General features: G+C 67.5%; 20 protein-coding genes and 1 other RNA gene. 12 read left to right on the forward strand and 9 right to left on the reverse strand.

The window, feature by feature from the left end:
- Window positions 1-66: 66 nt before the first annotated feature.
- From M9799_RS02555 to M9799_RS02575, 5 genes are all read left to right on the forward strand, one after another.
- Window positions 67-663 carry a DUF2889 domain-containing protein gene (locus tag M9799_RS02555; RefSeq protein ID WP_231044330.1) on the forward strand — a complete coding sequence of 199 codons (597 nt, stop codon included), beginning with the start codon at window positions 67-69 and terminating at the stop codon, window positions 661-663.
- An 80-nt stretch (window positions 664-743) separates the two neighbouring features.
- Complete coding sequence (gene moaA / locus M9799_RS02560) at window positions 744-1,892, forward strand: GTP 3',8-cyclase MoaA (RefSeq protein WP_231044329.1); 1,149 nt, start codon at window positions 744-746, stop codon at window positions 1,890-1,892.
- A gap of 58 nt (window positions 1,893-1,950) precedes the next feature.
- Window positions 1,951-2,520 carry a molybdenum cofactor guanylyltransferase MobA gene (gene mobA / locus M9799_RS02565; protein WP_231044483.1) on the forward strand — a complete coding sequence of 190 codons (570 nt, stop codon included), beginning with the start codon at window positions 1,951-1,953 and terminating at the stop codon, window positions 2,518-2,520.
- Window positions 2,517-3,806 (forward strand): molybdopterin molybdotransferase MoeA, encoded by a 1,290-nt coding sequence (gene moeA / locus M9799_RS02570; protein ID WP_231044328.1) that lies wholly within the window; start codon window positions 2,517-2,519, stop codon window positions 3,804-3,806. The genes mobA and moeA overlap by 4 nt, the downstream gene beginning before the upstream one ends.
- 142 nt (window positions 3,807-3,948) lie before the next feature.
- On the forward strand, window positions 3,949-4,278 hold the full coding sequence (locus tag M9799_RS02575; RefSeq protein ID WP_231044327.1) for a thioredoxin family protein: 330 nt from the start codon (window positions 3,949-3,951) through the stop codon (window positions 4,276-4,278).
- A gap of 7 nt (window positions 4,279-4,285) precedes the next feature.
- Here M9799_RS02575 and rnhA read toward each other — a convergent pair whose 3' ends face one another.
- On the reverse strand, window positions 4,286-4,735 hold the full coding sequence (gene rnhA, locus M9799_RS02580) for a ribonuclease HI (RefSeq protein WP_231044326.1): 450 nt from the start codon (window positions 4,733-4,735) through the stop codon (window positions 4,286-4,288).
- 11 nt (window positions 4,736-4,746) lie between these two features.
- Window positions 4,747-5,550, reverse strand: a complete 804-nt coding sequence (locus M9799_RS02585; protein WP_231044482.1) for a class I SAM-dependent methyltransferase — start codon at window positions 5,548-5,550, stop codon at window positions 4,747-4,749.
- Between the two features lie 19 nt (window positions 5,551-5,569).
- Between M9799_RS02585 and gloB the strand changes: the two genes are divergently transcribed.
- Together gloB and M9799_RS02595 are read left to right on the forward strand one after the other, a co-directional pair.
- On the forward strand, window positions 5,570-6,343 hold the full coding sequence (gene gloB, locus M9799_RS02590; RefSeq protein WP_231044325.1) for a hydroxyacylglutathione hydrolase: 774 nt from the start codon (window positions 5,570-5,572) through the stop codon (window positions 6,341-6,343).
- A complete protein-coding gene (locus M9799_RS02595; protein ID WP_231044324.1) occupies window positions 6,343-7,851 on the forward strand; it encodes a transglycosylase SLT domain-containing protein in 1,509 nt (502 codons plus the stop codon). The genes gloB and M9799_RS02595 overlap by 1 nt, the downstream gene beginning before the upstream one ends.
- 10 nt (window positions 7,852-7,861) lie before the next feature.
- Here M9799_RS02595 and M9799_RS02600 read toward each other — a convergent pair whose 3' ends face one another.
- The 4 genes from M9799_RS02600 to dnaX form a co-directional block, all read right to left on the reverse strand.
- On the reverse strand, window positions 7,862-8,275 hold the full coding sequence (locus M9799_RS02600; protein WP_231044323.1) for an MAPEG family protein: 414 nt from the start codon (window positions 8,273-8,275) through the stop codon (window positions 7,862-7,864).
- 29 nt (window positions 8,276-8,304) lie between these two features.
- Window positions 8,305-8,895, reverse strand: coding sequence for a recombination mediator RecR (recR, locus tag M9799_RS02605; protein ID WP_231044481.1), 591 nt, complete (start codon window positions 8,893-8,895; stop codon window positions 8,305-8,307).
- A gap of 85 nt (window positions 8,896-8,980) precedes the next feature.
- On the reverse strand, window positions 8,981-9,313 hold the full coding sequence (locus tag M9799_RS02610) for a YbaB/EbfC family nucleoid-associated protein (protein ID WP_231044322.1): 333 nt from the start codon (window positions 9,311-9,313) through the stop codon (window positions 8,981-8,983).
- A 20-nt stretch (window positions 9,314-9,333) separates the two neighbouring features.
- Complete coding sequence (dnaX, locus tag M9799_RS02615) at window positions 9,334-11,262, reverse strand: DNA polymerase III subunit gamma/tau (RefSeq protein WP_231044321.1); 1,929 nt, start codon at window positions 11,260-11,262, stop codon at window positions 9,334-9,336.
- Window positions 11,263-11,429: 167 nt separating this feature from the next.
- Here dnaX and ffs point away from each other — a divergent pair.
- Together ffs and M9799_RS02625 are read left to right on the forward strand one after the other, a co-directional pair.
- Window positions 11,430-11,526: signal recognition particle sRNA small type (ffs, locus tag M9799_RS02620), an RNA gene on the forward strand.
- A 437-nt stretch (window positions 11,527-11,963) separates the two neighbouring features.
- A complete protein-coding gene (locus M9799_RS02625) occupies window positions 11,964-12,722 on the forward strand; it encodes a type 1 glutamine amidotransferase domain-containing protein (RefSeq protein ID WP_231044320.1) in 759 nt (252 codons plus the stop codon).
- 134 nt (window positions 12,723-12,856) lie between these two features.
- Here M9799_RS02625 and M9799_RS02630 read toward each other — a convergent pair whose 3' ends face one another.
- The 3 genes from M9799_RS02630 to M9799_RS02640 all read right to left on the reverse strand — a co-directional run bounded on the left by M9799_RS02630 (window position 12,857) and on the right by M9799_RS02640 (window position 16,204).
- Complete coding sequence (locus tag M9799_RS02630; RefSeq protein WP_231044319.1) at window positions 12,857-13,996, reverse strand: glutathione-independent formaldehyde dehydrogenase; 1,140 nt, start codon at window positions 13,994-13,996, stop codon at window positions 12,857-12,859.
- Window positions 13,993-14,499, reverse strand: a complete 507-nt coding sequence (locus M9799_RS02635) for a hemerythrin domain-containing protein (RefSeq protein ID WP_231044318.1) — start codon at window positions 14,497-14,499, stop codon at window positions 13,993-13,995. The genes M9799_RS02630 and M9799_RS02635 overlap by 4 nt, the downstream gene beginning before the upstream one ends.
- 358 nt (window positions 14,500-14,857) lie before the next feature.
- A complete protein-coding gene (locus tag M9799_RS02640) occupies window positions 14,858-16,204 on the reverse strand; it encodes a TIGR03862 family flavoprotein (protein ID WP_231044317.1) in 1,347 nt (448 codons plus the stop codon).
- Window positions 16,205-16,442: 238 nt separating this feature from the next.
- Between M9799_RS02640 and trxA the strand changes: the two genes are divergently transcribed.
- The 3 genes from trxA (at window position 16,443) to M9799_RS02655 (ending at window position 18,711) form a co-directional block, all read left to right on the forward strand.
- Window positions 16,443-16,775: a thioredoxin TrxA gene (gene trxA / locus M9799_RS02645; RefSeq protein WP_231044316.1), complete on the forward strand. Its 333-nt coding sequence runs from the start codon at window positions 16,443-16,445 to the stop codon at window positions 16,773-16,775.
- Window positions 16,776-17,039: 264 nt separating this feature from the next.
- On the forward strand, window positions 17,040-18,302 hold the full coding sequence (rho, locus tag M9799_RS02650; protein WP_231044315.1) for a transcription termination factor Rho: 1,263 nt from the start codon (window positions 17,040-17,042) through the stop codon (window positions 18,300-18,302).
- A 151-nt stretch (window positions 18,303-18,453) separates the two neighbouring features.
- Window positions 18,454-18,711, forward strand: coding sequence for a type B 50S ribosomal protein L31 (locus M9799_RS02655; RefSeq protein WP_231044314.1), 258 nt, complete (start codon window positions 18,454-18,456; stop codon window positions 18,709-18,711).
- Window positions 18,712-18,787: the final 76 nt, after the last annotated feature.

Raw genomic sequence — 18,787 nt, forward strand, 5'->3', positions numbered from 1 at the left:
CATTGTTCGCTAGGGTCGAGGCTGGCGGCAGCCGCACCGCGGCGCCCTGCTCCCGAAGAATCCACGATGCCCTTGACAGAAATTCCCGGCCGTTCTCCCCAGCACCTGCGCGACGTGCGCTACCGCAGCTTCTCCCGCCCCGATGGCCTCTGGGACATCGAAGGCGAGCTCCATGACCGCAAGGCCGTGGACCTGACCCTGCAAGGCAACCGGCGCGTGCCCGCGGGCAAGGCCATCCACCACATGTGGATCCGCGCCACCGTCGACACCTCGCTGCAGGTGAAAGCCATCGAGGTGGCGATGGACTCGCACCCCCTGGGCCACTGCCCCGAGGCCGCGGCCGCGCTGCAGAAGATGGTCGGCTGCCAGATGGGCCGCGGCTGGCGCAAGGCGATCCAGGAGCACCTGGGCGGCGTCGCCAGCTGCACCCACCTGCGCGAGCTGCTGTTCAACATGGCGACGGCCGCGTTCCAGTCGGTGCCGAATGTCTTTGCCAGCGAGGATCCCTCGCAGCCGCCGCGCCATCTGGGCCAGTGCCTGGGCTGGGACTTCAACGGCCCGGGCATCGCCGCCTACTATCCGCAGTTCGTCCGCTGGCAAGCCCATGCGCGCGCGGCCCGGCCCGAGGATGCGGGCGACGCGGTGGCGAAGCCGGCTTCCTGACGCGGCGACAGCCCCGGAGCCTGCCCGGGCATGCTTGCGTCCTACGCATGCCCAGCCGGTGCTTGCGGCAAAATGCACCCATGGCTGTACGAGTGATTCCCCTGGTAGATCAGCGCACGGCGGCCCTTTCGGCGGCGGTGCCGGCGTTGGCTGCCGCCCCTACCGGCCGGCTGCTGGACCAGCTGGGCCGGCCGCTGCGCGACCTGCGCATCAGCGTCACCGACCGCTGCAACTTCCGCTGCCAGTACTGCATGCCCAAGGAAGTCTTCGACAAGGACTACAAATACCTGCCGCACAGCGCACTGCTGAGCTTCGAGGAGATCACGCGGCTGGCGCGGCTGTTCCTGGCGCATGGCGTGCGCAAGATCCGCCTCACCGGCGGCGAGCCGCTGCTGCGCAAGAACCTGGAGGCACTGGTGGCGCAACTGGCGGCGCTGCGTACCGCCGAGGGGCTGCCGGCCGATCTGACGCTGACCACCAATGCCTCGCTGCTGGCGCGCAAGGCACGCGCGCTCAAGGATGCGGGCTTGAACCGGCTCACGGTGAGCCTGGACGCGCTGGACGACAGCGTGTTCCGCCGCATGAACGACGTCGACTTCGGCGTGGCCGAGGTGCTCGATGGCATCGAGGCTGCGCAGGCCGTGGGCTTCGATCGCATCAAGGTCAACATGGTGGTGCAGCGCGGCACCAACGACGACCAGATCCTGCCGATGGCGCGCTTTTTCCGCGGCACCGGCGTGGCGCTGCGCTTCATCGAATACATGGATGTGGGTGCCACCAACGGCTGGCGCATGGACCAGGTGCTGCCTTCGGCGCAGGTGCGCGAGCGCCTGGAATCCGAGTTCTCGCTGGTGCCGCTCGCGCCCGGCAGCCGCGGCGAGACCGCCTCGCGCTGGGGCTACGCCGATGGTGAGGGCACGCATGACCCGGCGCTGGGCGAGGTCGGCTTCATCAGCAGCGTCACCGAAGCGTTCTGCGGCGACTGCAACCGCGCGCGGCTGTCGACCGAAGGCAAGCTGTACCTGTGCCTGTTTGCCTCGCAGGGCTGGGACCTGCGCGGCCTGCTGCGCACGGGCGCGAGCGACGCCGAGCTGGCCGCCGCCATCGCGCCGATATGGCAGCAGCGCAGCGACCAGTACTCGCAGCTGCGCAGCAGCCTGCCCGCGGACATGGCCCCGCCCGGCGCCGCCTCCGGCCGGCGCATCGAGATGAGCTATATCGGTGGCTGAAACCCTGGCGCGCGAAGACATCACCGGCCTGGTGCTGGCCGGCGGCCGCGGCACGCGCATGGGCGGCGCCGACAAGGGCCTGCAGCCTTTTCGCGGCGTCCCGCTGGCGCTGCATGCCCTGCAGCGGCTGGCGCCGCAGGTCGGCGGCTGCATGCTCAATGCCAATCGCAATCTGGCGCAGTATGCGGCGTTTGGCGTATCCGTTTGGCCAGACAGTCTGGTGGAATATCCCGGCCCGCTGGCCGGCTTCCTGTGCGGCCTTGAACACTGCGGCACGCCCTGGCTGCTCACGGTGCCCTGCGACACGCCGCTGTTTCCGCATAACCTGGCCGAGCGCCTGGCGCGCGCGGCGGCGGCCGAAGCTGCCGAGATCGTGTTTGCCGCGGGCGCCGAAACCGATGCCCGGGGCGAGGTGCGCTGGCGCGATCAGCCGGTGTTTTGCCTGCTGCAGGCCGCGCTGGCGCCGAGCCTGCAGCGCTATCTGGCCGAAGGCGGACGCAAGATCGACCATTGGGCGCGCATGCACCGCTGCATCAGCGTGGCATTCGATCGGCCCGCGGACGACACGCGTGCGTTTGCCAATGCCAATACCCTGCAGGAACTGCACGCCCTGGAACACGCCCGATGACAATGCCGCCCACCCTGCAGGAAATTGCCGCCCGCCTCGAAGGCTATGACCCCGAGGCCATGGATGTGGACAGCGTCCGGCGCTTTCTCGAGGCCCTGGCGCCCGCGCCCGAGCACAGCGAAGTGCTGGCGCTGGGCGCCGCGCTGGACCGGGTGCTGGCCCAGGATCTGGTCTCGCCCATCCACGTGCCGGCGCATGACAACTCCGCCATGGACGGCTATGCCTTTGCCGGCAGCGCGCTGCAGCCGGGCCAGGGACTGCGGCTGCGCATCGCCGGCAGCGTGCATGCGGGAGCCACCTGGCCGCGCGCGCTGCAGCCCGGCGAATGCCTGCGCATCATGACCGGCGCCGTCATGCCCGCGGGCGCGGACACCGTCGTGCCGCAGGAACTGGCAGCGCTGGAAGAAGGCGGACAGCTGTGGATCGCTCCCGATCTGCTGCAGCCCGGCGCCAACCGCCGCCGCCGCGGCGAGGACCTGCAGCAGGGCAGCCTGGCGCTGGCTTGCGGCGAACGGCTCACCCCCGCGGCGCTGGGCCTGCTGGCCAGCCTGGGGCTGGCCGAGGTGCGCGTGTTCCGCCGGCTGCGCGTGGCGTATTTCTCCACCGGCGACGAGATCCTGAGCCCGGGCGCCGCGCCGCGCCCCGGCGCGGTCTACGACAGCAACCGTTTCACCGTCTGCGCGCTGCTGCGCCGGCTGGGTGTCGAGGTCATCGAAGGCGAGCCGGTGGGCGACGATCCGGCGCTGCTCGAGGCGGCGCTTGTGCGTGCCGCACTGGAGGCCGATGCCGTGATCACCAGCGGCGGCGTGAGCACCGGCGACGCCGACCATCTGCGCCCGCTGTTGCAGCGCCTGGGCGAAGTGGCGTTCTGGCGCGTGGCCATGCGCCCCGGCAGGCCGCTGGCCGTGGGGCGCCTGCATGGCAAGCCTTCCCCCACGCTGCTGTTCGGCCTGCCGGGCAATCCGGTCGCGGCCATGGTGGCCTTCGTGGCGCTGGTGCGCCCGGCGCTGCTGCAGATGATGGGTTGCCGCGCGCGGCCCCAGCCGCTGCTGCAGGCGGTGAGCAGCGAGACCCTGCGCAAGCGCCCGGGCCGCACCGAATACCAGCGCGGCATCGTCAGCCTGGGCGCCGACGGCCGGCTGCAGGTGCGCACCACCGGCAGCCAGGGCTCAGGCGTGCTCAGCTCGATGCTCCAGGCCAACGGGCTGATCGTGCTGCCCCATGGGCAGGGCACGGTGCAGGCGGGCGATTTGGTCCGCGTGCTGATGTTCGACGGCGCATTCTGAGCCGTCCATTGCATCGTTGCCGGATCCGGTGAGGAAGCGGCATCGTCCCACTGGACGCCCCGGCCGGTTGCTGTAACGTGCCAGCAGGCAGGACGCCGCGCGCGGCCCCTGCACCCCCAGTCACTACGAAGGAGCCCCGCCCATGACCTACCAGAGCCAGCAACTTGCCCAGAACCCCGCGATACAGGATGTCGAGGCCCTGCGCGGCAATGCGGTGCTGGAGTTCGGCACCGCCTGGTGCGGCTACTGCCAGGGCGCGCAGCCGCTGATCCGCGAGGCGCTGGCCGGGCGCGAGGACGTGCAGCATCTGAAGGTGGAAGACGGCCCGGGCCGCCCGCTGGGCCGCAACTACCGCGTCAAGCTCTGGCCGACGCTGATCTTCCTGCGCAATGGGCAGGAAGTGGGACGCAGCGTTCGGCCGACTTCCAGTGCCGCCCTGGCAGCCGAAATGGCCAAACTATCCCAGGGCTGAGGCGCGTTCAACGGCGCCCCAGCGCCTTTTCCACGCCTCGGTTGGCCAGCATGTCCGCCCGCTCGTTGCCCGGGTCGCCCGCATGCCCGCGCACCCAGCGCCAGTCGATGCGGTGGCCGCCGCTGCCGACCAGCGCGTCGAGCCTCTGCCACAGCTCGGCGTTCTTCACCGGCTCCCTGGACGCCGTGCGCCAGCCCTTGGCCTTCCAGCCATGGATCCACTCGGTGATGCCCTTGAGCACATACTGGCTGTCGATGAACAGTGTCACGTCGCAGGGCCTCTTGAGCGCGGCCAGCGCCTCGATCACCGCCTGCAGTTCCATGCGGTTGTTGGTCGTGCCCAGTTCCCCGCCAAACAATTCCTTTTCCATGGCCCCGGCGCGCAGCAGCACGCCCCAGCCCCCGGGTCCGGGGTTGCCCTTGCAGGCGCCATCGGTGTAGATCACAACTTGATTCAAACTTCTTCCCTCTAGATTTTTCTATTGCTGTGGCAGCCATGGCTGTGGCAGCCATTGCTACCACCGCTGCGCTGTGCCACCGGCGCCGCGGCGCCGGCCGCCACGGGCTGCGGGCGCACGCGCCATGCCGGCTCGAGCAGCCGCATGCCGGCCACGCGCTTGGTGGCCACCACGCAGTACACGCCCCCGAGTATGGGCCACGCACGCTCGCCCAGCGGATCCATCCAGCCCCAGCGCTGATGCCAGCACGCGGACTGCACCGCGGGCCGGTGGCAGCCGAACTCCACCGCCTGCACGTCGAGCGCCAGCAGCCGCAGCCAGTCGCGCAGCCGCCAGTAGCCGATGGCGCTGCGCACGTCCGGCAGGTGCGCGCCGCGCGGCGCGAGCGCCGACTGCATTCCCCACCAGCTGGCAGGGTTGATACCGCAGATCACCACCCGCCCCTCGGGCACCAGCACGCGCGCCACCTCGCGCAGCGCGCCATGCGGATCGGGCGTCGTTTCCAGCGTGTGCGGCAATACCAGCAGGTCCAGGCTGGCTTCGGCAAAGGGCAGCGCGGAAGCTTCGAGCACGGCGTGCACCGGCTCGCGCGGCCCGCCGTCCACGGGTATGCTGCCAGTCCATGCCGCAGCAGCGGCAGTGGATTGCAGCGCCAGCCAGCGGTGCGGCATGCGATTGGCGCGCAAGCCCTGTAGCATAGGCAGCCCCAGCTGCAGGCTGTGGTAGCCAAACACATCCGCCACGGCCTCGTCGCAGCGCTGCTGTTCCCAGTCGAGCAGGTAGCGCCCGGTGGGGGAATCAAGCCAGTGGTGCATCCCTATAATTTTGTCGCTCATGAACCTGTTGCCGCTGCCCGCTTTCTCTGACAACTATGTTTGGATGCTGCACGACGGCCGCCAGGCCCTGGTCATCGACCCGGGCGAAGCCGGCCCGGTGCTTGCGGCATTGGAGCGCCACGCGCTGCAGCTGCAAGCCATTCTAATCACGCACCACCACGCCGATCACGTCGGCGGCGTCGATGCGCTGCGCGCCGCGACCGGTGCGCCGGTCTGGGGCCCGGCGCGTGAAAAGCTGCCCGAACCCGTGGCGCGCGTGCGCGGCGGCGACCAGGTCGATGCGCTGGGCGGCCCCTGGCAGGTGATCGACGTGCCCGGGCACACCGCGGGCCACATCGCCTTCTACAGCGCCAGCGCCATGGAGCAGCCGCTGCTGTTTTGCGGCGACACGCTGTTCTCCGGTGGCTGCGGTCGCCTCTTCGAAGGCACGCCGCAGCAGATGCAGCAATCGCTCGACGCGCTGGCTGCCCTGCCGGACGCCACGCTGGTCTGCTGCGCGCACGAATACACACTTTCTAACCTTCGCTTCGCGCTGGCGGTGGAACCAAACAACGCCGCCCTGCTCCACCACCTGGAGCATTGCCGGGGCCTGCGGGCTCGGGGCGAGCCCACCCTGCCTTCCAGCCTCGGGCTGGAGCGCAGCATCAACCCCTTTCTTCGTACGCGCCATGGCGCCGTGGCCGCCAGTGCCCAGCGCCATGACCCGCGTATCCACCCGCAGCAAGCCCATGAGGTGCTTGCGGCATTGCGCGCCTGGAAAAACGTTTTCTGATGAAGCTTCTCTATCCCGCACTGCTGAGCAGCGTGCTCTGGCTGGCCGGCTGCGCCACCGTGACCCCTGACGGCTCCGCCTCCGATGCCGGGGCCTCGCTCAGCCATACGCCGCAATACCCGAATGGCTCGCTGAGCCCGCTGCAGACCACCGAGCTGACGACGCCGGGCGTGGCCTCGCTGTCGGCGCCAGCCGATCTCTGGGACCGCATCCGGCGCGGCTTCGCCATGCCCGACCTCGAGCACGAACTGGTCCACGACCGCGAGCAGTGGTATTCGAGCCGGCCCGACTACATCCTGCGCATGACCGAGCGCTCGAGCAAGTACCTGTTCCACATCGTCGAGGAGCTCGAGCGCCGCGGCATGCCCACCGAGCTGGCGCTGCTGCCCTACATCGAGAGCGCGTTCAACCCGCAGGCCGTCTCGAGCGCCAAGGCCGCCGGCATGTGGCAGTTCATGCCCGCCACCGGCACCTACTTCGACCTCAAGCAGAACATCTTCCGCGACGACCGCCGCGACGTGCTGGCCTCGACGCGCGCCGCGCTCGACTACCTGCAAAAGCTCTACGGCATGTTCGGCGACTGGCACCTGGCGCTGGCGGCGTACAACTGGGGCGAAGGCAGCGTCGGCCGCGCCATCGCGCGCAACCGCAAGGCCGGCCTGGGCATCAGCTACTCCGAGCTCAACATGCCCGCCGAGACGCGCCTCTACGTGCCCAAGCTGCAGGCGGTGAAGAACATCGTCAACCGGCCGGATGTGTTCAGCGCCGAGCTGCCGCTGATCGAGAACCACCCCTACTTCCAGACCGTGGACATCACGCGCGACATCGACGTCGAGCTCGCGGCCAAGCTGGCCGACGTGTCGGTGGCCGATTTCCGCGCGCTCAATCCCTCGCTCAGCCGCCCGGTGATCTTTGCCGCCGGCACGCCGCAGATCCTGCTGCCCTGGGACAACGCCAAGGTGTTCCAGCGCAACCTCGCCGCCTACGACAAGGGCCAGTATTCGAGCTGGACCGTCTGGACCGCGCCCTCGACGCTGACTGCGGCCGATGCCGCGCAGCGCGTGGGCATGAGCGAGGAAGCATTGCGCACGCTCAACAGCATTCCGCCGCGCATGCTGATCAAGGCCGGCTCGGCGCTGATGGTGCCGCGCACCGCCAGCACGCTGACCGATGTCTCAAGCCAGGTGGCGGACAACGGCTACATGTCGCTGGCGCCCGAGATCGTGACGCGCCGCACCACCGTGAAGGCGCAAAAGCGCGACACGCTGGCCAGCCTGGCGCGCCGCCACCGCGTGAGCGTCGCCAACCTGGCCGACTGGAACGACATGAACGTGAACTCGGCGATCAAGGCCGGGCAGTCGATCGTGCTGTTCGTGCCGCTGCGCGGCACTTCGGTCACGCCCTCGCGCACGCGCGCCGGCAAGGTGGCGGTGGCGGCGCGCTCGAACAAGGCACCGGCCGCCACTTCCAAGAAGGGCGGCACGCCCTCGAAGGTGAAGAAGCGCTGAGCGCGGGCGCTCAGCGATAGCCGAGAAAAAGAATCGCCACATTCACCGCCATGCCCGCAGCCCATGTCAGGCTGCGCAGCGTGGCGCGATCGGCCACGTACAGCGCGATGTAGAGCGCGCGCAGCAGCACATAGGCCAGCGCCAGCAGGTCCAGCCAGTGCTGCGCCGCCCCTAGCTGATGGGCAATGATCACCGCACCGATGAAGAACGGCAGGCCCTCGAAGCTGTTGGCCTGCGCGGCATTGGCGCGCGCCGGCAGGCCGGTCTGCCTTAGCAGCCAGCCGCGCGGATCGTTGTTGTCGAAACCGCCTTGCTCCCTGGTGCGGCCGATGCCGCCGCCGCCCTTGGCAATATAGGCGCAGACCATGGGCAGCAGCGCGGCAATCAACACGCACCAGTAGGCCAGGGTGAAAGACTGGTCCATGGGATTCGCTCCTTGTGTTGCAACGGGATTCAGCGCCGGTCCGAAAGTGCATGGGCAATGGTGCCCAGATCCACATACTCCAGCTCGCTGCCCACCGGCACGCCGCGCGCCAGCCGCGTCACATGCACGCCGCGGCTCTTGAGCGCCTCGCTGATCGCATGCGCCGTGGCCTCGCCCTCGGCGGTGAAGCTGGTGGCCAGGATCACCTCCTGCACGCCGCCCTCGCCCGTGCGCGCGAGCAACTCGGGCAGGCCCAGGTCGCGCGGCCCGATGCCGTCGAGCGGCGACAGCCGCCCCATCAGCACATAGTAGCGGCCCTGGTAGGCGCCGGTGCGCTCCATCGCCGCGAGATCGGCCGGGGTTTCCACCACGCACAGGCGCGCGCTGTCGCGGCTTTCGTCCTGGCAGATGGCGCACAGCCGGCCCACGGTGAAGGTATGGCACTGCGCGCAATGCTGCACCGTCTCCAGCGCCGCATCGAGCGCGCGCGCCAGCTGGCCCGCGCCCTCGCGGTCGCGCTGCAGCAGCTGATAGGCCATGCGCTGCGCCGACTTCACGCCCACGCCCGGCAGGCGGCGCAGGGCCTGGATCAGATCATCCAGTGGATGTACATCGGGAATGGTCATCGTTTCCTTCTTGCGCGGAAAAAAAGACCTGCGCGAAGGCAGGTCGTGTGTCTGGCAAAGCCGGCCTTCGGCCGTTCCCTCAGAACGGGAATTTCATGCCGCCAGGCAGGCCCGGCATGCCGGCCGTCAGCTTGCCCATCTTTTCCTGGGAAGTCTCTTCGGCCTTGCGCACCGCGGCATTGAAGGCGGCAGCCACCAGGTCCTCCAGCATGTCCTTGTCTTCCGCCAGCAGGCTGGGGTCGATGGTCACGCGCTTGACGTCGTGCTTGCAGGTCATCAGCACCTTGACCAGGCCGGCGCCGGATTCGCCCTCGACCTCGACATTGCCCAGTTCGTCCTGGGCCTTCTTGAGGTTGTCCTGCATGGCCTGGGCCTGCTTCATGAGGCCGGCGAGTTGTCCTTTGTTGAACATGTTTCTTCCTTTTGATAAGTTTAAGCAGGTTTGATACTACCCGGCACGATGCGTGCGCCATGCTCGCGCATCAGCGTCTGCACCAGGGGGTCATTCATCACGATGTCCTCGGCCACGCGCTGGCGCTCCTGCGCCGCGGCCGCATTGCGCCGCGCGGGCGTGTCGGTGACCGGGCCGATCTCGACGCTCAGCTGCTGCGCCAGGCCGGCTTCAGCCAGCGCCGCGCGCAAACGCTCGCGCGCCGTGGCCTGGTTCAGCGACTGGCGCTGCACGCACAGCGTCCAGTGATCGCCCTCGCAGCCCACGAGCTGCGACTGCAGCGCCAGCTCGCGCACCAGCGCGGTGATGGCCTCGCTGGCGATCAGCTGCTGCACGGCGGCAAACCAGCGGTCGCCCTCGGGCGTGGTCTGCACCGGCTCGCCCGAAGGCTCGGAGGGAGTCCAGGCGGCGCGGGCCATCGGTTCGGGTGGGGATTCGGGTTCAGTCTGAGGCTCGGGCGCGGCGGGCCGGCGCTGCGCCATCCGAGGCGACTCCTGCGGCAGCGGCTCCCAGGGCGGCACCTCCATCGGCGCGAATTCCACGTTGTCGATGCCAAAGGGCTCGCCCTCGCCATCCTCGGCAGACACCACGGCTTCGGCCAGCGGCTGGCGCACGGGCGGCTCGGCGCGCGGCGGCGCCACGGGCGCGGCAGCGGGCGCAGGCGCTGCGACCGGTGCGGGGCGCGCAGCGGGAACGGGCACGGGAGCCGGAGCTGGCGGCTCAGGCCTTGCCGCGGGCGCTGCCACAGGTGCCGCAACTGGGGCTGGCGCTGGGGCAGTCTCAGCTATTGCCGGAGTTTTTTTTTCAGCCGGTGCCTTGAAGGCCAGCAGCCGCAGCAGCGCCATGGTCAGCGCCGCGTATTCATCGGGCGCCAGGCCCAGCTCGGTGCGGCCATGCAGGCAGATGCTGTAGAGCAGCTGCGTTTCATCGGCCGGCATGGCCTGCGCCAGACGGGCGATCATCTCGGCCTCGGGGTCGCTGGCGTCCTGCGCCATCTGCGGCACGGCCTGCAGCACCGCCATGCGCTGCAGCACGGCGGCCATTTCCTCGAGCGTGGAGGCAGCGGACAGTCCATTCACGCGCAGCGCATCGGACGTCTCGACGACGCTGCGGCCATCGCCCTGCGCCAGCGCGGCAATCAGGCGGAACACATGCGAGCGGTCGACGCTGCCGAGCATCTGGCGCACGCCCGCTTCCAGCAGCTGGCCGCTGCCGAAGGCAATGGCCTGGTCGGTCAGCGACAACGCATCGCGCATCGAGCCGCGCGCGGCGCGCGCCAGCAGGCGCAGCGCCTGCGGCTCGGCGGGAATGTTCTCCGCCTCCAGGACCCGGCCCAGATGCTCGAGCACGGTTTCGGGCGCCATCGGCCGCAGGTTGAACTGCAGGCAGCGCGAGAGCACCGTCATCGGCACCTTCTGCGGATCGGTCGTAGCCAGCACGAACTTCAGGTATTCGGGCGGCTCCTCGAGCGTCTTGAGCATGGCGTTGAACGCCGTGTTCGTCAGCATGTGCACTTCGTCGATCATGAAGACCTTGAAGCGACCCTGCACCGGCTTGTAGACCGCCTGCTCGAGCAGTCCCTGGACCTCGTCCACACCGCGGTTGGACGCCGCATCCAGCTCGGTATAGTCGGGAAAACGCCCACTGTCGATCTCGGTGCAGGCGGCGCAGACGCCGCAGGGCGTGGCGGTGATGCCGCCCTGGCCGTCGGGCCCCTGGCAGTTGAGCGACTTGGCCAGGATGCGCGACACCGTCGTCTTGCCCACGCCGCGGGTGCCGGTGAACAGGTAGGCATGGTGCAGGCGCTGCTGCGTCAGGGCGTTCGAAAGCGCCTGCACGACATGCTCCTGCCCCACCATTTCGGAGAAATTGCGGGGACGGTATTTGCGGGCAAGCACGAGGTAGGACATGGCAGCGATTCTACGGGGGCCGACCACGGGCGGCACCGGGGCACGGTATTTTTACCCGGGCAGGCAGGGCAATGGGGCGGCGCGTTGGTTGACCAAGGGAGGGTGCACGGGCCTGCCTGGGGTCAATTTCCCGCCAGCTCCCTCCAGGCTGCGCTACAATCGCCGATGACGGGCCTCCCCGCATGGTGAAGCAGCCAACCGGGTCAGGTGGGGAACCAAGCAGCCCTAACTGTGGAGCCAGTGCCGGGGGTAAGGCTCGTCAACTTCTTTTCTGGATGTCTGCGTTCGCAGGTCCTCGGCGCAAGGCAATGCAGGCGGCGCCCTCCCGCCTGCTCGGCGCCACTCCTCCTGCTCGATTGTCCGCCCCCGCTCCATGCGGCGATCGCCTTCGTCCAGCGCCAAGCTTGCCGCGCAAGCTCCTGGCTTCACGTGGACTCCTTCATCCTGCGCCCATCTGCCACTGTATCCGCGGACTGCCAGCAGCTTTTCAGCTTCCGATAAGACGACAAGTTCGCCGCCTACAGCGCTGCCTGCACACGGACTTAGACTGGATCGACATGCGGGAATGCGCAGGACCCTGGCTGTCACTCAAGCACCGCGATCCTTCCCACTCTCCGGTCGCATGCATGGAAGTGCGATGCGCTCTGCCGATCGCTCGGGAACGCGCAGGTCGCGCGCGCGAGGTCTGAATGGAGGTCACCATGGAAGTCATGCATCAGTTGAAGGGAAAACGCATCGCGGTGCTCGCCGCGGACGGATTCGAGAAGGTCGAGCTGACCGTGCCGGTCACGGCCCTGCGCCTATCGCGCGCGGAGGTCGACGTCATCTCCCTGCGTGCAGGGCACATCCGTGGCGTCAACCTGCACGAGCCGGCGAGCCGGGTGAAAGTGGATCACACGCTGTCGGATGTGTCGCCGCAGGACTACGACGCGCTGTTGATTCCGGGCGGCTTCATCAATCCAGACCTGTTGCGCCAGTCGGCGGCGGCGCGCGAGTTCGTGCGCAACTTCGACGCCTCGGCGAAACCCATTGCAACGCTGTGCCACGGGCCTTGGGTATTGGCTTCGGCCGGACTGACAGCCGGCCGGCAGATGACATCCTGGCCGGGAGTGCGCGATGACCTGGTCAACGCTGGCGCGATCTGGCTGGACCAGCCGGTCGTGCGCGATGGCAACTGGCTCACCAGCCGCGGCCCGCAGGACATGGTGCCGTTCGTGCGGGAGCTCGTGCCCTTCTTTGCCGGGCAGGCGCACACAGTGGCAGCCGAAGGCACGGGCGGCGCTTGCGGCTCGTCACCGCAGCGCGAGACACCTCCGCAGCCAGTGCTGCAAGCGATGAAATGGCTGCCGCGGCCTTCGCTGCGTACCCTCGTGCTGATCGGCGCATTCGCCGTGTTCTATGCCGCGCGCAACAGGAACCACGGGCCGCGCGGTGGACCGGACCGCCGCCACGCCGAGTAGACCCGGGCCTGCTGGCGCCAGGAGGGGCTGCAGATCGAGCCGACGCGGCACAGTGGCCCCCCCGATTTCTGTCAATAGCCGAGGGCACCGGAAGTGACCTCGGCTTGTGCTCGCGCCAGAGATCGGCAGGTCTTTCAACCGTTCGGTTTCAGCGTGATCTTGGTCCAGCCCTCCTTGCGTTCATCGAAGTTCCTGTACGCCTCGGGCGCCTGCTCCAGCGGCAGCTCGTGCGACACGATCCACGAGGGCTTGACCTTCTCCTGCTCGATGAGGCGGCTGAGGTAGCGGTTGTATGCCTTCACCGGGCACTGGCCCGTGCCCAGCTTCTGGCCCTTGAACCAGAACATGCCGAAGTCGAAGGCCATCTGTCCGCGGCGCTGGAGCTTTTCCTTGGCGTTCGGGTCCTGGGGCACGAACACGCCCACACAGCCGATGCGGCCAGTGAACTTGACCGCGTGCACGAGGTTGTTCATGGTGAGGTTCGGCACTTCTTCATGCCGCATGTTGCAGCACTGGTAGCCCACGCATTCGCAGCCGCAGTCCGCACCGCGCCCGCCGGTCAGCTCCATGACCCGCTCTATGCCGCCGCCTTCGCTGTCATCGATCGCAACCGCGCCGATCTGTTCGGCCAGCGCCAGCCTGTCCTTGTGGGTGTCGACCACCATCACCAGGCTCGCGCCCTTGACGGTGGCCGACAGGGCGGCCATCAGCCCCACCGGCCCGGCGCCGTAGATCACCACCGACTCGCCGGCACACAGCTGCGCCATCTCGGTGGCGTGGAAGCCGGTGGGGAAGATGTCGGAGAGCATCACGTAGTCGTTCTGCTTCTCGGAGGCATCGCGCGGCAGGATGAGGCAGTTGTAGTCGGCGTAGGGCACGCGCAGCAGTTCGGCCTGGCCACCATGGTAGGGGCCCATGTCGGCGAAGCCGTAGGCGGCGCCGGCCAGCCCGGGATTCGTCGTGAGGCAGTAATTGCACAGACCGCGCTCGCAGTTCTCGCAGAACCCGCAACCGATGTTGAACGGCACGGACACCATGTCGCCGACCTTGACGCCATCCACCGCTCGCCCGACCTCGATCACCTCGCCCACGTTCTCATGGCCGAGAATGCGGCCCGGCTTCATGTCGGTGCGGCCTTCGTACATGTGCAGATCCGAGCCGCAGATGTTGGTGCGTGTGATGCGCACCAGTGCATCCGTGTGGCGCTCGATGCGGGCGTCGGGCATGTTCTGGACCCGGACATCGCAGGGTCCGTTGTAGACAAGGGCCTTCATGACGCCATCTCCTTCTTTCCAGCCGGCGCGGGCGCCGGCTGGCCGGTCTGCAGTTCCTTCTTGCGCGCATAGAGCTCGGGGACCATGCCGCGCAGGTCGGCGGTGGAGTAGCGCGCCTTCAAGAACATCTGCTCGCGCTCTTGCATCACATGGTCCATGATGGCCATGCCGAGCTGGATGACGGTGTCGTCGTAACCCGCGTCCGTGGGCTCCATGGCGCGTATCCGGGCAATGGCCTCCTTCGCCTCGGCATGCTCGCTCAGCGCCTCCTCCATCAACGCATCATCCTGGATCGCCTGCTGCACAGCCGGGTAGAAGATCTCCTCCTCGATCTGCGTGTGCACGCTGAGGTCCTGGCAGATCTTCAGGGCCAGCTGCTGCCGGGCTCCGGGTGGCGCGCCATCGTCACACAAGCCCTGGTAGTCGAGGAACTGCTTCTGCGCCATCTTGTGGTCCGCATCCAGCAGGTAGACCGCATCTTCAAAAGCAAGGGTTGAGCTCATACGAACTCCGTTTTGTGAGAGGGGATCGAAGTTTGCGCGGCATGTTTGAAAGCGGGTGTCGGAAGATGCCGGGAGCATCGTAGGATCCCGTGAAGATGAGTTAGCGATGCTGGATGCACCTGGCCACTCGAAGGGCATCCAACTGGAGCACTGCTGCCCTCCCTCTGCGTCTTCAAAGCTCGCCTGGATCCTCAGTCGGCCCGCCCAGCTGGCAGCAATGCCCGCCCCAACGCCGGCCATGCGACCTGGCCTCATCGGTCGCTGCTGCGTCGCTTTCCCCTCTCCTTCAGACGGCAACCCATCTGGCGTGGGTATTTGCCTTGCTGCGGCCGGCGCAGGGTGCCGGCCGGATCCGCTCTCACGCTGCCAGGAACTTCTGCACGCCTTCGGCCGTGTACACGCCACTGGCCAGGCAGGCCGTCAGCAGATAGCCACCCGTCGGCGCCTCCCAGTCGAGCATCTCGCCCGCGCAGAACACACCGGGAATGGCCTGCAGCATGCCGTTGGCATCGAGCGCCTCGAAGGCCACGCCGCCCGCGGTGCTGATGGCCTCGGCCACCGGGCGGGCCGCCGCCAGCGTCAGCGGCAGGGCCTTGATGGCCTGTGCCAGTGCTGCGGGATCGTTGACGCCCTCGCGCCCCAGCACTTCATGCAGCAGGCCCATCTTCACGCCATCGATGCCCAGTCGGCTCTTGAGGTGGCTGCTCAGGCTGCGCGCGCCGCGTGGATGGCAGACCTCGGCGGCGACGCGTTCGGCGCCGTGTTCGGGCAGCAGGTCGAGATGCAGCGTCGCATGGCCATGGCCCCCGATCTCGTTGCGCAGCCACTGCGAGGCGGCGTAGACCAGGCTGCCTTCGATGCCGGTTGCGGTGATGACGAATTCCCCGCGCCGCGCAAAGGCATGGCCCTGGCTGTCGGTGAAAGACAGGCCGACCGATTTGAGCGGCTGGCCGGCAAAGCGTTCCTGGAAATGCGGCGTCCAGCCGCGCGCCGGCGCCGCCTCCAGGCCCACGAGCTCGCGCAGGAAGGTGCGCCGTGTCTCCGCGGTGCCGGACGCCACGTTCAGCACGTCGAAGCCGCAGTTCGCTGGCTGCAGCGGAGCCACGTGCACGCCGCGCGCCTCGAGCCACGGCGCCCACGCGCCGTCCGAGCCCAGCTGCGGCCAGCTCGCGCCGCCCAGCGCCAGCACCAGCGCCCGCGCGCGCACCAGCAGCTCCCCTGCGGGCGTGGCAAAGCGCAGCGCGCCCTCGCCTTCGCCCTCGGTCTTCCATCCCAGCCAGCGGTGGCGCGTATGGAACTGCACACCCAGGGAGCGCAGCTGCACCAGCCAGGCGCGCAGCAGCGGCGCGGCCTTCATGCCGACGGGAAACACGCGCCCCGAGGTGCCGACGAAAGTCTCGATGCCCAGACCCGCAGCCCATTCCTTGACCTGCGCGGCGCCAAAGACCTGCAGCATGGGCTCGATCTGCGCGCGGCGCGCGCCAAAGCGCGCGGCAAAGGCGTCATCCGGCTCCGAATGGGTCAGGTTCAGGCCGCCCTTGCCGGCCAGCAGGAACTTGCGCCCCACCGAGGGCATGGCATCGAACAGATGCACGCGCACGCCGGCCTGCGCCAGGCGCTGGGCGGCCATCAGGCCGGCCGGGCCGCCCCCGACGATGGCGACGTCGCAGTCCAGTGGCGCATGGGGAGTGGGGGCTTCGGTCATTCGGTGGATTCCTCGTTGAAACGCATGGGTGCAAGGCGCGCAGCATACCGCCATGTGGCATGTCGCCGCCAAAGATGCAGGACGCGACCGCGCCTTTTGCAGGCTCATCGCCCCACGCTATGACAGTCATAGCGCCATATGTCGTCTTCATCAGTGCCTGCAAGCGCGTTTGCTGTCACAATCGAAGCCAGTTTTGCGAGAATTCGCCTTATTCAGCCAACACCCCAAGGAAAAATCCATGGCAAGCGCCCTCATCAAGAATGTCTCCGACGCCTCTTTCGAAGCCGAAGTGCTGCAAGCCGGCACCACGGTGCTGGTGGATTACTGGGCCGAGTGGTGCGGCCCCTGCAAGATGATCGCCCCGATCCTTGACGAAGTCGCCGGCACCTACCAGGGCAAGTTGACCATCGCCAAGATGAATGTCGATGAAAACCGCGAGATCCCCGCGAAGTTCGGCATCCGCGGCATCCCCACGCTGATGCTGTTCAAGAACGGCGAGCTGGCCGCCACCAAGGTCGGCGCGTTGAGCAAGGCCCAGCTGACCGCGTTCCTGGACGAACAACTGGCCTGATCGTCAGATAGCCCCGGTTCCCGGGTGGTGCGATCGCCTTGATCCACCACCCTGGGGCCCCCTTCCTGCGGCCGCGCAACGCGTCCCAGTTCCGTTATTTCCTGCCCGCAGATCTTTTCCTGTCATAATCTGCACAGATCACCGGCCCACTGCATTGACGGCCGTTTCGAGATCACCAGGCAAGCTAGGGCCCACGACTTTCCGTGTACCGCCCAGCCTTCCGCCTCATTCCTGATTCCAAACACTCCGCCAAGGAGTCACCCCATGCACCTTAATGAACTCAAGGCACAGCACGTGTCTGAAGTCCTGAAGCAGGCCGAAGAGCTCGAGATCGAAAACGTTGGCCGGATGCGCAAACAGGAAATCATGTTTGCCATCATCAAGAAGCGCGCGAAGGCCGGCGAACAGGTATTTGCCGACGGTGTGCTCGAGATCCTGCCCGATGGCTTCGGCTTCCTGCGCAGCCCCGATACCAGCTACACCGCCAGCACGGACGACATCTACATCTCCCCCAGCCAGGTGCGCCGCTTCAACCTGCACACCGGCGACATGATCGAAGGCGAAGTGCGCACGCCCAAGGACGGCGAGCGCTATTTCGCGCTGACCAAGCTCGACAAGGTCAACGGCGGCCCGCCGGAGCAGAACAAGCACAAGGTGATGTTCGAGAACCTGACGCCGCTGTTCCCCAAGGAGCAGCTGCGCCTGGAACGCGAGATCAAGTCGGACGAGAACATCACCGGCCGCATCATTGACATCATCGCCCCCATCGGCCGCGGCCAGCGCGCGCTGATCGTCGCCCCGCCCAAGAGCGGCAAGACGATGATGATGCAGAACATCGCCCACGCCATCACCGCCAACCACCCCGACGTGCACATGATGGTGCTGCTGGTCGACGAGCGCCCGGAAGAAGTCACGGAAATGCAGCGCTCGGTCAAGGGCGAGATCATTGCCTCGACCTTCGACGAGCCGGCCACGCGCCACGTCCACGTGGCCGAAATGGTCATCGAGCGCGCCAAGCGCCTGGTCGAGCTGAAGAAGGACGTCGTGATCCTGCTGGACTCGATCACGCGCCTGGCCCGCGCCTACAACAACGTCGTGCCCTCGTCGGGCAAGGTGCTGTCGGGCGGTGTCGATTCCAACGCGCTGCAGCGCCCCAAGCGCTTCTTCGGCGCGGCGCGCAAGGTCGAGGAAGGCGGTTCGCTGACCATCATCGCCACCGCCCTGGTCGATACCGGCAGCCGCATGGACGAAGTGATCTTCGAGGAGTTCAAGGGTACGGGCAACAGCGAACTGCACCTGAACCGCCGCCTCTACGAGAAGCGCGTGTTCCCGGCCATCGAGCTCAACAAGAGCGGCACGCGCCGCGAGGAGCTGCTGCTGTCGACCGAGATCCTGAACAAGACGCGCATCCTGCGCCAGTTCCTATACAACATGGACGACATCGAGGCCACCGAGCTGATGATCAAGAACATGAAGGCGACGAAGACCAACAACGACTTCTTCGACATGATGCGCCGCGGCGGCTAATTCCCACCCGTGCGCAAGGCTGTACCTGCACCAAAAGCCTCCGAGGTATACTCGGGGGCTTTTTCTATTGCGGAAAGTACGTTCAATTTGAACCAATGCAAAGGTTGCACTGGGTTGGGCACGGCTACCGCACTTGACCTGAAGGAAGATCATGAAAGAAGGAATCCACCCCAACTACCGCGAAGTGCTGTTCGTTGACCTGTCCAACGGCTTCAAGTTCGTGACCCGTTCCTGCGTGAACACCAAGGAAATGGGCACGACCGACGACGGTCGCGAACTGCCGATGTTCAAGCTGGACACTTCGAGCGAATCGCATCCCTTCTACACCGGCACGCAGAAGTCTGTCGACAACATGGGCGGCCGCGTCGAGCGCTTCCGCAACCGTTTCGGCAAGACCGCAGCCAAGTAATACTGCGCTCCCATGCCAAAGGCAGCCCGGGCAACCGGGCTGCCTTTTTCTTTGGCCGCGTCGCGCGCCATTGTCG

Source organism: Comamonas endophytica, from assembly GCF_023634805.2.
In the GTDB taxonomy this organism is placed as follows: domain Bacteria; phylum Pseudomonadota; class Gammaproteobacteria; order Burkholderiales; family Burkholderiaceae_C; genus Comamonas; species Comamonas endophytica.

Bases quoted from the DNA above. Each gene is read 5' to 3' on its own strand.
- M9799_RS02555 (WP_231044330.1), top strand. From the start codon at position 67: ATGCCCTTGACAGAAATTCCCGGCCGTTCTCCCCAGCACCTGCGCGAC.
- moaA (WP_231044329.1), top strand. From the start codon at position 744: ATGGCTGTACGAGTGATTCCCCTGGTAGATCAGCGCACGGCGGCCCTT.
- mobA (WP_231044483.1), top strand. From the start codon at position 1,951: ATGGGCGGCGCCGACAAGGGCCTGCAGCCTTTTCGCGGCGTCCCGCTG.
- moeA (WP_231044328.1), top strand. From the start codon at position 2,517: ATGACAATGCCGCCCACCCTGCAGGAAATTGCCGCCCGCCTCGAAGGC.
- M9799_RS02575 (WP_231044327.1), top strand. From the start codon at position 3,949: ATGACCTACCAGAGCCAGCAACTTGCCCAGAACCCCGCGATACAGGAT.
- M9799_RS02585 (WP_231044482.1), bottom strand. From the start codon at position 5,550: ATGCACCACTGGCTTGATTCCCCCACCGGGCGCTACCTGCTCGACTGG.
- gloB (WP_231044325.1), top strand. From the start codon at position 5,570: ATGAACCTGTTGCCGCTGCCCGCTTTCTCTGACAACTATGTTTGGATG.
- M9799_RS02595 (WP_231044324.1), top strand. From the start codon at position 6,343: ATGAAGCTTCTCTATCCCGCACTGCTGAGCAGCGTGCTCTGGCTGGCC.
- M9799_RS02600 (WP_231044323.1), bottom strand. From the start codon at position 8,275: ATGGACCAGTCTTTCACCCTGGCCTACTGGTGCGTGTTGATTGCCGCG.
- M9799_RS02610 (WP_231044322.1), bottom strand. From the start codon at position 9,313: ATGTTCAACAAAGGACAACTCGCCGGCCTCATGAAGCAGGCCCAGGCC.
- dnaX (WP_231044321.1), bottom strand. From the start codon at position 11,262: ATGTCCTACCTCGTGCTTGCCCGCAAATACCGTCCCCGCAATTTCTCC.
- M9799_RS02625 (WP_231044320.1), top strand. From the start codon at position 11,964: ATGGAAGTCATGCATCAGTTGAAGGGAAAACGCATCGCGGTGCTCGCC.
- M9799_RS02630 (WP_231044319.1), bottom strand. From the start codon at position 13,996: ATGAAGGCCCTTGTCTACAACGGACCCTGCGATGTCCGGGTCCAGAAC.
- M9799_RS02635 (WP_231044318.1), bottom strand. From the start codon at position 14,499: ATGAGCTCAACCCTTGCTTTTGAAGATGCGGTCTACCTGCTGGATGCG.
- M9799_RS02640 (WP_231044317.1), bottom strand. From the start codon at position 16,204: ATGACCGAAGCCCCCACTCCCCATGCGCCACTGGACTGCGACGTCGCC.
- trxA (WP_231044316.1), top strand. From the start codon at position 16,443: ATGGCAAGCGCCCTCATCAAGAATGTCTCCGACGCCTCTTTCGAAGCC.
- rho (WP_231044315.1), top strand. From the start codon at position 17,040: ATGCACCTTAATGAACTCAAGGCACAGCACGTGTCTGAAGTCCTGAAG.
- M9799_RS02655 (WP_231044314.1), top strand. From the start codon at position 18,454: ATGAAAGAAGGAATCCACCCCAACTACCGCGAAGTGCTGTTCGTTGAC.